This is a genomic window from Planomicrobium sp. CPCC 101079 (assembly GCF_007859275.1).
In the GTDB taxonomy this organism is placed as follows: domain Bacteria; phylum Bacillota; class Bacilli; order Bacillales_A; family Planococcaceae; genus Planococcus.
Map to the genome: position 1 here is coordinate 295,036 of NZ_VOHC01000028.1, position 12,515 is coordinate 307,550.

15 protein-coding genes and 1 other annotated feature are annotated in these 12,515 nt (G+C 45.9%); of the genes, 7 read left to right on the forward strand and 8 right to left on the reverse strand.

Annotation, left to right across the window (positions count from 1 at the left end):
- Positions 1-91 precede the first annotated feature (91 nt).
- The gene (gene hisC, locus FQV28_RS13590) at positions 92-1,201 is read right to left on the reverse strand and encodes a histidinol-phosphate transaminase (protein ID WP_146497037.1); all 1,110 of its coding nucleotides are present in this window, start codon (positions 1,199-1,201) and stop codon (positions 92-94) included.
- Between the two features lie 174 nt (positions 1,202-1,375).
- Positions 1,376-2,257 (reverse strand): DMT family transporter, encoded by an 882-nt coding sequence (locus tag FQV28_RS13595; RefSeq protein ID WP_146497038.1) that lies wholly within the window; start codon positions 2,255-2,257, stop codon positions 1,376-1,378.
- 111 nt (positions 2,258-2,368) lie between these two features.
- Here FQV28_RS13595 and FQV28_RS13600 point away from each other — a divergent pair, with 111 nt between their 5' ends.
- Positions 2,369-3,106 carry a SurA N-terminal domain-containing protein gene (locus FQV28_RS13600; RefSeq protein WP_146497039.1) on the forward strand — a complete coding sequence of 246 codons (738 nt, stop codon included), beginning with the start codon at positions 2,369-2,371 and terminating at the stop codon, positions 3,104-3,106.
- A gap of 29 nt (positions 3,107-3,135) precedes the next feature.
- Here FQV28_RS13600 and FQV28_RS13605 read toward each other — a convergent pair whose 3' ends face one another.
- Positions 3,136-3,414 carry a DUF6509 family protein gene (locus tag FQV28_RS13605; RefSeq protein WP_146497040.1) on the reverse strand — a complete coding sequence of 93 codons (279 nt, stop codon included), beginning with the start codon at positions 3,412-3,414 and terminating at the stop codon, positions 3,136-3,138.
- Positions 3,415-3,548: 134 nt separating this feature from the next.
- On the opposite strand from FQV28_RS13605, the gene FQV28_RS13610 reads away from it, so the two are divergent.
- Entirely contained in the window at positions 3,549-4,196 is a 648-nt protein-coding gene (locus FQV28_RS13610; protein ID WP_146497041.1) for an SDR family oxidoreductase, read from the forward strand.
- A gap of 91 nt (positions 4,197-4,287) precedes the next feature.
- Entirely contained in the window at positions 4,288-4,671 is a 384-nt protein-coding gene (locus FQV28_RS13615; protein WP_255472961.1) for a nucleotide excision repair endonuclease, read from the forward strand.
- Positions 4,672-4,703: 32 nt separating this feature from the next.
- On the opposite strand, the gene FQV28_RS13620 is transcribed toward FQV28_RS13615, so the two are convergent.
- Positions 4,704-5,126, reverse strand: coding sequence for a GNAT family N-acetyltransferase (locus FQV28_RS13620; protein WP_146497043.1), 423 nt, complete (start codon positions 5,124-5,126; stop codon positions 4,704-4,706).
- A 139-nt stretch (positions 5,127-5,265) separates the two neighbouring features.
- Between FQV28_RS13620 and FQV28_RS13625 the strand changes: the two genes are divergently transcribed.
- Entirely contained in the window at positions 5,266-6,123 is an 858-nt protein-coding gene (locus FQV28_RS13625; protein WP_146497044.1) for a dimethylarginine dimethylaminohydrolase family protein, read from the forward strand.
- 130 nt (positions 6,124-6,253) lie between these two features.
- On the opposite strand, the gene FQV28_RS13630 is transcribed toward FQV28_RS13625, so the two are convergent.
- A complete protein-coding gene (locus FQV28_RS13630) occupies positions 6,254-6,844 on the reverse strand; it encodes an anthranilate synthase component II (RefSeq protein ID WP_146497045.1) in 591 nt (196 codons plus the stop codon).
- Complete coding sequence (trpE, locus tag FQV28_RS13635) at positions 6,841-8,181, reverse strand: anthranilate synthase component I (protein WP_146497046.1); 1,341 nt, start codon at positions 8,179-8,181, stop codon at positions 6,841-6,843. Before trpE ends, FQV28_RS13630 begins: the two co-directional genes overlap by 4 nt.
- Before the next feature lie 69 nt (positions 8,182-8,250).
- Positions 8,251-8,462: a binding site (T-box leader), on the reverse strand.
- Between the two features lie 205 nt (positions 8,463-8,667).
- Between trpE and FQV28_RS13640 the strand changes: the two genes are divergently transcribed.
- From FQV28_RS13640 to FQV28_RS13650, 3 genes are read left to right on the forward strand one after another with little or no spacing between them, the layout of a single operon-like run.
- Positions 8,668-9,927: an ABC transporter substrate-binding protein gene (locus FQV28_RS13640; RefSeq protein ID WP_146497047.1), complete on the forward strand. Its 1,260-nt coding sequence runs from the start codon at positions 8,668-8,670 to the stop codon at positions 9,925-9,927.
- Positions 9,928-9,931: 4 nt separating this feature from the next.
- Positions 9,932-10,807, forward strand: coding sequence for a carbohydrate ABC transporter permease (locus FQV28_RS13645; protein ID WP_146497048.1), 876 nt, complete (start codon positions 9,932-9,934; stop codon positions 10,805-10,807).
- 18 nt (positions 10,808-10,825) lie between these two features.
- The gene (locus tag FQV28_RS13650; RefSeq protein WP_146497049.1) at positions 10,826-11,635 is read left to right on the forward strand and encodes a carbohydrate ABC transporter permease; all 810 of its coding nucleotides are present in this window, start codon (positions 10,826-10,828) and stop codon (positions 11,633-11,635) included.
- Positions 11,636-11,686: 51 nt separating this feature from the next.
- On the opposite strand, the gene FQV28_RS13655 is transcribed toward FQV28_RS13650, so the two are convergent.
- The gene (locus FQV28_RS13655) at positions 11,687-12,118 is read right to left on the reverse strand and encodes a hypothetical protein (protein ID WP_146497050.1); all 432 of its coding nucleotides are present in this window, start codon (positions 12,116-12,118) and stop codon (positions 11,687-11,689) included.
- 6 nt (positions 12,119-12,124) lie between these two features.
- Positions 12,125-12,475 carry an ASCH domain-containing protein gene (locus FQV28_RS13660; protein ID WP_146497051.1) on the reverse strand — a complete coding sequence of 117 codons (351 nt, stop codon included), beginning with the start codon at positions 12,473-12,475 and terminating at the stop codon, positions 12,125-12,127.
- Positions 12,476-12,515 lie beyond the last annotated feature (40 nt).

Sequence of the window (12,515 nt, forward strand, 5' to 3'; positions counted from 1 at the left end):
TGCTTGCCTATTAAACAAGAACACCAGCGCTCCCGCCATGTTTTTTGCCGGGCATAAAAAAAAGCTGCTTCCCTTAGGAAACAGCTTCTGCTTATAGTTGTTTTGCCAATAATCCGGACAGTACTTCACCGAAAAATGCGTTTTCTTCCTCAGTCCCTACTGACACACGGATGTGTTCCGGCAAGCCCCACGTTTTCCCGTAGCGGACAATCACGCCTTTTGCCATCAACTCTTTATAAATTCTCTCACCTTCAGGCCCTACATGCACAAGCACAAAATTGCCCATGCTCTTTGTGTAAGCCAAGCCAAGGCCGTCAAAGATTTTATATAATTGTTCTCTTCCCGCTTTATTGACCGCTTGCGATGAGCGGACATGCTCTGTATCGCCGATGGCTGCAGTTGCAGCGATTTGGGCAAGGCTGTTGACGTTGAACGGTTCTTTCACTTTCAATATCGCTTGAATAATGAATTCCGGCGCGATGCCATAACCGACACGCACCCCTGCAATGCCGTATATTTTGGAGAATGTTTGAAGAGTCAGCACCGGATAGCCTGCTTGGATAAATTCAATGCCATTCGTGTAATCCTCATCTTCAGCAAAGTGGCTATACGCAGCGTCAAACACGATAAGTGCACCTTTTACCGCTTTCACTAACTTTTCAATATCCGCTTTTGCTATATATGTGCCTGTTGGATTGTTAGGCGTACAAATATAAATCAGTTTTGTTTTCTCTGTTACCGCTGCAATCAATGCATCCACATCATACTTAAAATCTTCTGCAAATGGGACAGGAACAACGGTTGCCCCCATAATATGAGCTCCAAAATCATATTCACTGAACGATGGTGAAGGAACAATCACTTCATCTCCCGTTTCCAGGAAGGCTTCGGAAATCAATGTAATCAGTTCATCTGCCCCGTTTGTCGGAATTACCTGTTGGGGATTAACGCCGTATTCCTTGGCAATGGCCTGCTTCAACATGGAGGCGTCTGCGTCCGGATAACGGTTCAGTTCCGCTAAGCCATTTTTGATGGCTTCGAGCGCTTTCGGTGAAGGCCCTAACGGATTTTCGTTCGAAGCGAGCTTGATGACACGCTCAAGCCCTAATTCTTTTTGCACTTCCCAAATCGGCTTGCCCGGTGAATAAGGTTCAATTGCATCTAATGTTTTGCGCGGTTGGATGTTATTTGTCTGTCCCATTACAATTCCTCCAAAAAACTCGATTTAGTTGTTAATGAAAAAAGTATGAATATTTGGTTTCATAGGTAATTATAACAGCCCTAGTTGCCAAATCAATGCAGCAAATCGACTTCTTCGGTATTTCCCCAGCCAAACACTCACACTTCGTCATAGTCCCCGGTGGAGCATCACTCGCTATATTTTGCTTTTTTTCGGTTGGCGATTCACCAGGTAAATGCTTGAGACAATTAAAACCAATCCAATAACCAGTGTATAAGTAACCGGCTCTTGCAAAAAGAACGTGCCTGTCAATACCGCAATCAAAGGCACAAGAAAAGTGAACGCCGCCACTTTGCTCGCTTCTCCTCTATTGATCAAATGAAAATAAATGACAAATGCAACCGGAATGCCAAGTGTTGAGCCAAAGCCAAGTCCAATAAAGTAAGATGTGTTCCAAATAATATCCGTCCAGCTTTCGACCACAGTACCAACGGCCGTCAAAATCACACCGCCAACAATAAATTGCAACGAAACCATCCACATCGAGTCGACAGTATCACTCACTTTTTTGACAAAAACCACTCCAAGTGCCCAACTGACCGCTGCCAGTAAAGCCAAAATAATTCCCGGAACCGAAAGTGCACCGCCAAAACTGTCGGCACTAATTACGGCAATGCCAAAGAAACCGGCAAGCAAACCGGTTATTTTTAGGGCCGTCATTGATTCGCCAAGCCATAGCCATGCAAATATGCCAATGAGCACTGGCTGAAAATAAATCAAAACCGAAAACAAACCTCCAGGCAAATACTCGAGCCCCATTGTTTGGAGACCGTAAAAAAACACAGCGTTCAATAGCGCAGAAACGCAATAGGCTCGCCAGTTTTCACGCCACCGGATGCGTTTCCATGAAGGCAATAGCACAAGGCCAAGCATGAGGCCTCCTAGAAGCGACCGAATTCCTGCAAATAAAATCGGCGGTGTGAACTCAAGCGCCACTTTATATATAGACCAGCTGACGCCCCAGATCACCACCAAAAACAGCAGCAAGCCCATTGCCCGTGTAAAAAATTTATCCATTTCCAAGCCTCCTGCTTATAATAGGTTCCATTATACAGAACCGCTAAATTATTTGTATCGCTTATATAAATATGGTTAACTGAAACGAGACAAACAAAGAGGAGATTTTGCATGATTAAAAAAATGAAATTCACCTTAGCCCCTTTTCTTTTGTTATTAACGCTTGGAGCGTGTTCAGATAATGAAGAAGCTGCACCAAAGGAAGAAACCGCTGTGGAAACCACAGAGCAGCAAGAAGCTGCCACAGAACAGCCAGCTTCAAGTATGGAATTGCCAGCTAACGATGAAGTTGCAGTAATTGTCAACGGTGAAGAAATTAAAGGAAATGTTTACAGCAGTGTTGCCCGCCAATTGGAGTCTTCTCTTGCCACCCAAGGGCAAGATACAAGCAGCGCAGAAACTGCGGAACAAGTTAAATCCCAGGCCGTTACAGTGATTGTGGGCAATAAGCTCATCATCCAGGACGCAGAAAAGAAAGGCCATAAAGCAGATGAAACGGTCTTGAAAGAGCGTCTCGAAGAAATGAAGGGCCAGTTTGAAAATGAAGAAGCCATGAACGAGACACTAAAATCGACAGGCTATACGATGGAAGAGCTAGAAGAACAGCTCCGTGAACAACTTGTTTACGAAAGCTATGTAGCAGAAGAAATTGAAGGCGGCAAAGTTACGGACAAAGAAGTACAAGAAGCATACGATGGTTTTGTGGAATCATCGGAACAAGAAGCTCCGGCCTTTGAGGAAATGGAACCGACCATCCGCCAGTCACTCGAGCAGCAAAAAACACAAGATGCGGTATTTGAGCGCATCGAGGAATTGAAAAAAGATGCAAAAATTGAAGTGAAAGTCTAAAAAATCCCCAGCGTTGGCTGGGGATTTTTTTATAATTTATCTGCGCAAAATGCCAGCACGTCCGCCTCTTCGTCATCTTCTAATCCGAATTCGAGCACGTCACGCGACAATTTGTCGATAAAGTTATAGTGGGCGATGCGCGATGCACTGCCGTCTGTTGCCAGAATGACGCGCAACTCAAGGCCGCCTGTTGTATATAACTCGTCGTCTTCGTCCACTTCGACGTCCAATAAAAATTCGTAGCGTTTGCCGACCATGATTCCTGTCGGATCTTTTATTTCTTCCAAAACATAGTTCGTGATTTCCATTGTTACACCTCCGTCCTTTCATTTTAGCCTGTCTCCTTTTCTTTGGATAGCAAAAGTATAAAAATAGCAGATGTTTGATAGACAAATGGGAGGGAATTATAAAAAGGTCGAATAGATAAAAGGAGTGGGCATACATGAATGTACTAGTAATTGGTGCGAACGGGCAAGTAGGCCAGAAGATTGTAAAGGCATTGGCCGATTCACAGCACGAGGCGACAGCCATGGTACGCAAAGAAGAACAAGTGGAAAACCTGAAAGAACTGGGCGCTTCTCGTGTAGTGCTTGGCAATCTTGAGGAAGATTTCAGCGATGCTTACGAAGGTGTAGACGCCGTCATTTTCGCAGCCGGTTCCGGCGGCTCCACAGGCGCTGACAAAACGTTGACCATCGATTTATGGGGTGCTGTTAAAGCTGCGAAGTATGCAGAAGAAAAAGGCGTGAAGCGCTTTGTGCAGCTGAGTTCCATTGGCTCCGGCAATCCGGACGCGGGCGGCGAGGAAATGAAGCCTTATCTTGTGGCCAAGCGGACAGCTGACGACCTTTTGCGAAATACCAGCCTTGACTATACCATTGTCCGCCCTGGCTCACTTGCCAATGAAGATCCCGTCGGCAAAATCGAAATAGCCGAAGATGGATTTCCTTCAATGGAAGGACGTTCCATTACCCGGGCAGATGTGGCAACGCTGCTTGTCGATGTGCTTGGCCGAAGCAATACTTACCACAAGACTTTTGAGGTACTGCAAGGCGATACAGTTATTGAAGACGCGTTAAAATCGTTGTAACTGCCAGATTTTCTTGGACGATGAAAAAAGAGCGAATAGATTTTCGCTCTTTTTTGTGTTACGATAGGCAATACGATAATTAGAGGACGTGATAAACATGATTAATATTCAATTGCCAAAAGCAGACGTGACCATTACCCAGCGCAAACAGGAAATCAATGGCGATGAACCGGTCATCAAACCGATTTACGGCTTCATCGATTTGCACGAGATTCCACGTGACAAAGGCGGCATCATCCAGTTTTTCAATCACAGCGGCGAGTTATTGTTTGTCGGAAAAGCCCGCAAACTTCGCCAACGAGTGAAAAAACACTTGGAAGATACCGTTTCACCATTGAAAAACCACCGCGAAGAAATTCACCGCATTTCAGTGACGATCGTTGAAGATCCGATGGAACGCGACATTTACGAAACTTATGTGATCAATACGCAAAAAGCAAAATATAACGTAGACAAAGTTTTCTACAAAGACTAAAAAACGGGCTGCCATTGGCGCCCGTTTTTTCTTTATGTAGTCAATCGCTTTTCAAAATAGTGGAAACTGTGTCCAGCCGGATGATCTTCAATTATGCCAAATTCATTGAAGCCTAATTTTTTGTAGAGGCCTGGTGCTTGAAAGCTGAAAGTTTCCACAATCATTAACCGGCAGCTTATTGAACGGGCATAAGCTTCTATTTGCTCCATTAATTGCCTAGCAATTCCCTGTCCCCGTTCAGCCGCATCCACCCATAAAAAATCGATGTGCATATGCTGCCAGAAACTTGTGCCGGTCACGCCGCCGATAATGTCCCCATCATCGTTCCGAGCGATGAAACTCACTTGTTCACTCGGTGATTTTATCGCATCTGACAAGCTCGCCATATTGTGTTCAATCACTTTTGAACGGATAAATTCGCGGTCTTCCTGAACTTCCTGTTTGTTGATTTTCATCTGTTTGCTCCTTTCTTTTCGCTTCTTCATTTTCTCATGTGTCCTCCTCCTTGTGAATGGGGCTGTGGAATTCAGGTTTTATTCGGCCGGCCAAAAGGGAATAACATCTTAATAAATTCTGTTTATTGGGGGAAATCAAATGCAAGCTTATACAAAAGAATCATCCGATGGCCGGTGCGAAAGCGAGTATGGCACTTTGCGCCGCGCTGTCCTATGCCCTCCCCGTTTCATGGAAATCAAAGAAGTGATCAACGATGTACAAGAAGCGTATAAAGATGAAAACATCAATAATGAAAAAGCGTTGGCCCAGCATGCTGCATTTGTGGAAGCATTGCAAAAAAACGGAGTCGAGACCACGCTGCTTGAGCCGGCCCCTCAGTTTCCTGAACAAGTTTTTACTCGGGATATCGGCTTTGCAATTGGCGAAAAAGTTTTTATTGGCGCCATGGCTTCAGAAATCCGTCAAGGCGAAGAAAAAATATTGCTAAACTGGCTTACAGGCCATCGCATCACTTGTGAACAGCTTTTCGGCGAGCCAATTGAAGGCGGCGACGTTCTCTTGGATCACAATAAGGCATTTGTCGGCATCAGTTCACGGACATCCGAACAAGTCATTCAAGAGCTGCAGCGAAAATTGCCCGACCGCCGCATAATGCCGATTCCTTTCGACGAGAAATATTTGCACCTTGATTGCGTCTTTAATATTCTGTCTCCTACAGAAGCCCTCATCTATCCAGAAGCTTTGAGCTCCAAGACCATCAATCTGCTTGCCGAATCTTATGACTTGATCCGTGTGAGCAGCGAAGAGCAGTTTTCTCTCGGCGTGAACGTTTTGTCTATCGGAGAGAAGCGCGTTTTTAGCCAGCCGCAAAACGCGGGCGTCAATCGCCAGCTCGCCTCGCGCGGGTATCACGTGATTGAAGTCGACTTTTCGGAAATCATCAAATCTGGCGGCGCCTTTCGCTGCTGCACAATGCCGGTTGTCCGGGAACCTTAAAAAAACCTGGCCCACTTTTGTGGGCCAGGTTTTTTAGTCGATTGGATTTACTTTTCGAAATGGATAAAATACTTTCCGTTTTCTCTGAAATACTTTCTAAAATACGAAAATACTTTCCAATTCCCTTCCTTTACTTTACGCCAGCTTCCCGCTTCAATTCTGAAACAAAGCCCTTCAACAATTTTACTCCATCCGGCGTGCCAATCGATTCCGGATGAAATTGCAAGCCAAACACAGGATAATCTCGGTGCTGGATTGCCATGATTGAATTATCATCCGTTGCAGCAGCTTGTACCTTGAAGCAATCCGGCAAAGTCGCTGCCTCAAGTACAAGAGAGTGATAGCGCATCGCCGGCAGTGGTTGCGGCAAATTGGAAAACAGCCCTTCGTTTCGATGCTCCACGACCGACACTTTGCCGTGCCGAATAACGGGAGCTTGCACGACATTTCCTCCGAACGCCGCCCCCAGCAGCTGGTGTCCAAGGCAAATGCCGAGCAGCGGAATGGATTTGTAGGTTTCCTGGATGAGCCGGATGGACTCCGGCAATGCATCCGGATGCCCCGGACCTGGCGATAAAATAATTGCTTCGGGTTTCTTTGCAAGAAGTTCTTCCACTGGGAGCTTGCCATAACGGACCACTTCCACTTCAACCCCCATCTCCGCAACTGCTTGGTAAATGTTGTACGTAAACGAATCGTAATGATCAATTAGTAAAATCATCCGAACACCTCCGTTAATGAGCGTGCTTTGTGGAGCGTTTCTTCGTATTCCGCCTGCGGATCGGAATCATAGACGATGCCTGCTCCTGCCTGCACATGCACCTGTCCGTCTTTCATCACAAACGTCCGGATGGCGAGCGCGACATCCAAGTTGCCGTTAAACCCAAAATACCCGATGGCGCCTCCGTATACCCCGCGCCGCTCTTCTTCAAATTGCTGAATCAGCTGCATCGCCCGGACTTTCGGCGCGCCTGATACTGTACCGGCGGGCAAGCATGATACCAATGCATCAAGCGGATGCATTGCTCGGTTCAACTCGCCGGTCACTTCGGATACCAAGTGCATGACATGTTGATATCTTTCAATGGCCATGTATTTTGGAATGGCGACACTGCCGATTTCAGCGACGCGGCCGACGTCGTTGCGGCTAAGATCGACCAGCATTTGGTGTTCTGCCTGCTCTTTTTCATCATTCGCCAATTCAGTCGCCAGCATATCATCTTCCGCTTCCGTCTTTCCGCGCTTGCGCGTTCCGGCAATCGGATTGGTCACCATCCCACCATCACGGATTGTCAATAAGCTCTCAGGAGATGCACCCACGACTGTGTACTCATCAAATTCAACAAAAAATTGATACGGCGATGGATTCTGCTTGCGCAATTTGCGGTACAGCGTGAAGGCATCTCCTTTATAAGAAGCCGATAAACGCTGCGACAGCACCAATTGAAACACGTCCCCTTTGCGGATGTGGTCTTTCGCCTGCTCCACTTGGGCGCGGAACTTGGCCGCATCGGTTTTCGATTGGAATTGCAGCGGCTGCTGCTCATCGAATCCTATCGTCTTTTCAGGCATACTGAGTTCTTGTTCAATCTGGTCCAACTTATCTTCAAACGAAATGATCGTGACGTCGTTCTTTACATGATCAAATACGACAAGAGTCTCGTATAGGTGCAAATGAAGATCCGGCATTTGCAGGCTGTTCTTTCTCGGTGCATCCACCGGTTCATAAGCTTGAATGGCATCATAGCCGATATAGCCGAGCGCGCCTCCTGTAAACGGCAGCCCTTCTACTTGCGCCTCGTACTTCGGCATCCGGCTCTTCAACAGCTCCAGCGGTTTGCCGGCAAGTTCTGCCTTGCCGCCCGTCCGATAATCCACTTCGACCAAGCTGTTTCCCTCGCCGATAAAACTTTTTGATGGATCCGCACCGATAAATGAATACCGTCCGGAAGCCGTCGTTTTCAGTGAACTTTCCAACAAGCATTTCCGAGGCCCCGTCAGCCGATTAAATACTGCAATCGGCGTCAATGAATCTCCATTAATTTTCCTCATCTTCATCTCTGCTCATCTCCTTATCACTCGCTGGACAATAAAAAAGTCCCCTGCCAGGAACAGAAACATTCCTTAGCAGAGGACGGATTGACCGCGGTACCACCTCACGTTAAAGCTGACACAGCTTTCCCTTGATCCCCAGTAACGCGGGGTGACGAATTCCGCTAATCAACGTTCACGGAATCTCTCATAAGCCCATTCACGCATATTCCCCGCCAGTTCCCACCCGCCACTGGCTCTCTTTGAGAGGTTGATGATGCGCTACTCTTCTTATTCAGCGATTTGCTCAGCTATGCTCAACTCAACTAGACTATGGCGATGCCGCTCCCGGCACCTCTACCATCCGTCCAAAAAGGTTGAACCCATCTTATGCGATATCGCGCAACTTGTCAATAGAATTATTTTAGTTATTCGATAATTTTGTCTTTAGGTGCATCTATAAGGTATTCTAGGTATGAGGGGAAGTTTCAAAAAAGACGAGGAGGAACAAAGATGAAAAAAAAGTATTCTTCTGTGGTGCTTACACTCTTAGCCGTACTATTGATTCTTTCTGGATGTGCCGGCGAAAGCACCAGCAACAGCAGCAGTGAAGGCGGGTCAAAAACGCAAATCAACTTTATGCACTGGCGTGGTGAAGACAAGGCCGTATTAGACGAAATCATTGCTGAATTTGAAAAAGAAAATCCAGACATTGCAGTTGAAATGACCATTTATCCATCCGACCAATACATGGCGACTGCCCAACGTATGCTCCAGGAAGGTTCAACTGGAGATGTTTTTGCGTCATTTCCTGGTTCCCAATTTGAATCACTTCAAAGCGCCGGAGTCTTTGAAGATTTAAGCGGAGAAGCATTTGTTTCTAACTTTGATGAAAACTTAATCAGCGTAGGTCAGCAAGACGGCAAACAGCTGGCTCTGCCCTATCAGCTAGTTTTCAATATGCCAATCTACAACAAAGCGATGTTTGAAGAACTGGGCCTCGAAGTTCCAAAAAGCTGGTCTGAGTTCCAAGCGCTTTGTGACACTTTGCTTGAAAATGGCATTACCCCTATCGCTTTCCCGGGAGCGGATATTGGACCAAACCAATTTATGAACAGTATGATGATGAATAATGCTCCTGATGAAGAAATCTTTGCTAAATTGCAAAGCGGCGAAGAACAATTGACCAACGAATGGTGGGTCAAAACGCTAGAAGATTTCCAGTTGCTTGAACAAAAAGGATATATCCAAGAAAATGCACTAGGTACGAACCAAGATGCGGCAATGCAAATGGTAGCGAGTGAAGAAGCAGCGATGCTTGCAACAGGATCTTACCATATGGCTTCTCTTATTGGTTTGAATCCGGATCTTGAATTGGATTTGCTTGCCCCTATCACAGTGGAAGAAAGCGAAGCCCAATATGAGGGCATCAACACAGCGACATTCATGCTTGCTGTCAACAGCAATTCCGAGAAAAAAGAGCAAGCGAAAAAGTTCATCGAATTTCTCAGCCAACCGGAAAATGCATCGAAATATGCCAATGAAACCGGTCAGCATTTGACAGTTAAAGACGTCAATTATGAAACTGAAGAGCTGAAAAATACGGCATACTGGATCGACGAAAGAAAAACGAGATTCCAACCTCGCTTTTTAATCACAAATGCTCAAGTTGAAGATGCTGTACTCAGCTCGATTGAAGACGTATTGGGCGGAGCAGACCCAATGGATGCAGCAAAAGCTGCCCAGAAAATCGTAGACGAAAACAGGGAATGATTGCATGAAAATTTCAAAATCCATCTATTTATTTTTTATCCCAGGGTTTATCCTTTATAGTATTTTCTTTATCTACCCGACCTTAAGTGCGTTGTTTTATTCATTCACAAACTGGGACGGATTCAGTCCGTCTTTCCAGTTTGTCGGTTTGGATAACTACAGCCGCGCATTTACAGGAGATTCTATTTTTATAAAATCTATTGGAAATAACTTGCAATTCATGTTGGTTGTAGTGATTCTCCAAACAATGGTAGCCCTTGCCTTTGCGTTGATTGTCCTGAAAAATACCAAAACAACGATTTTTTTGCGGGCACTGTACTTTTTCCCGACAATTTTGTCGTCTGTTTCGGTTGCATTCATTTGGTCGTTCATCTACGACCCTTCGCTTGGTATTTTGAACCAGCTCCTAGAGTTGGCAGGGCTTGGTTTCTTGGCTCAAAACTGGCTTGGGAACGCTGATATGGCCATCTATTCATTAGCAATAACACAAGTCTGGTTCCATGCTGGACAAATGCTAATCATCTTTGTAGCAGGGTTGCAAGCTATCCCGCAAGATTTGTATGAGGTAGCGAAAATCGAAGGAGCAAGCAAATGGCAGACGTTTAGAAAAGTGACTTGGCCGCTGCTTGCCCCTTCCGCTACAATTGTTGTGGCGTATACGACCATTCAATCGTTCAAGGCCTTTGACTTGGTCTTTGCCATGACTCGCGGCGGTCCAAACAACTCAACGGAAATCATCGCTACGTATATCTATGAGGTGGCCTTCCGTGGCTTTCAATTTGGTTATGCAAGCGCCATTTCTGTTATATTCATGGTCATCATTGCCATTATTACATTTTTACAATTCAAGGCACTGCGATCGGACCGCATATCTTATTAGTGAAAGGAGGACAACAATGTGCTTTTCCGAAAATTCTCTCTTGCCGTCTATGCATTGTTGATCTTAATTCCGTTGCTGGTCGTTGTGCTGACTTCCGTTAAGACACTTCAGCAAACGTTCGCCAACCCACTAGGAATTCCAGAGGGCGGACTGCAATTCAATAACTACGTCAACATTTTCCAGGAACAGACGATGGCGGGCTATTTTATGAACAGTTCCATCGTCACGTTATTTTCCGTTTCGCTCACGCTGCTTTTTGCAGCTATGATCGCTTACGGCATTACCCGGCTCAACAATTGGTTTGGCAATCTTTTGTTCTTGTTATTTACTTTGGGGATGATGGTTCCAGCGCAAGTAAGCATGGTTCCTCTTTACTCATTAATGCTTGATCTAAATTTGACGAATAGCCTAGTCGGGCTGATTCTCGTCAACATCGCGACAACGCTTCCGATTGCAGTCTTTATCTTGACAGGCTTTATGAAGACACTGCCGAAAGAATTGTTCGAAGCTTCAACAATGGACGGGGCGGGTAATTGGAAAGTGTTTACGACTATCGTCGTCCCATTATCCTTGCCATCTTTATCGGCAACTGCCATTTTCCTGTTCGTGATGCACTGGAACGATTTGCTGTATCCGCTCTTGTTCATCACGGACAACGCGTATAAAACCTTGCCGCTTGCTTTGCTTGAATTCCAAGGGCAATACGCCACCAACTATCCGATGCTTTTCACAGGAGTTATCATTGCTTCGGCCCCGATGGTCGTTGCATACATTTTCCTTCAACGGTTCTTTGTCGCCGGCATAACTGCAGGCGCAGTAAAAGGCTAGACAAAAAGCTGATGTCCCGCTCTTGCCAAAGCGGAACATCAGCTTTTTTTGTTACCACAATACCGGTTTATCCACCATGAACCAAAGCATCAACAGCAGGAGAAAAATATAAATCCATAAAGACCGGTTTAATTTTTTGACGAGCACAGCTTGATCGGCCTCCGCTTCATCAAACTTCCGCAACACCGGCGTAAAGGCGCGGGCCAGGAAAAAAATCGATGCAAACATGACCGCCAGCGTCAAAACAACCCATGAAGCCGACCATTGCCATGCGCTTTGCCAGATCAGCAAAGCGCCGCTGGCCACTAAAACATGTCCAGCATGTTTAACGAGGCGGGTAGCTGATTTAAAAGTAGCTATGTGCGCATGCAGAACTTCACCTCGTGCCGACTCCATCCGCTTAACCAGCGGAACCAGTACAAAAAAAGGACCGATTGATAAAACAGCACTCATAGTGTGAGCGTATAAGAGAATAGAGTACATCGCTTACTACTCTCCGGATACCGGACTGAATTCATGGACCCAAACGTTCATATCCGATGTCCATGGCATGCCCGGATGAAACGACAAAATCGTTTGCTTATATGCTTCAACGCTGTCATAGCCTTCCTGCATCGCCATTTTGTCCGTCAGTTCACCGAGAGTTTGGCGATAGACGCGCTCTACTTTGAACGTTTGCCCTTCAAGAACCATAATTTCCCCGGCATCCGCATACCGGCCGTTGCGCCGGGTCGCTGTTTTCTTGCCAGCTAATACTTTTTCTACATCTCTTTTATTCGTGACCAATCGCTCGATGCTGCATGTTTTTGGCGGCAGCCCGCTATTTAACGTTTCTGTCATTGCTTTACCCAACCTTTCCATAATCCCTTTAACATTATAG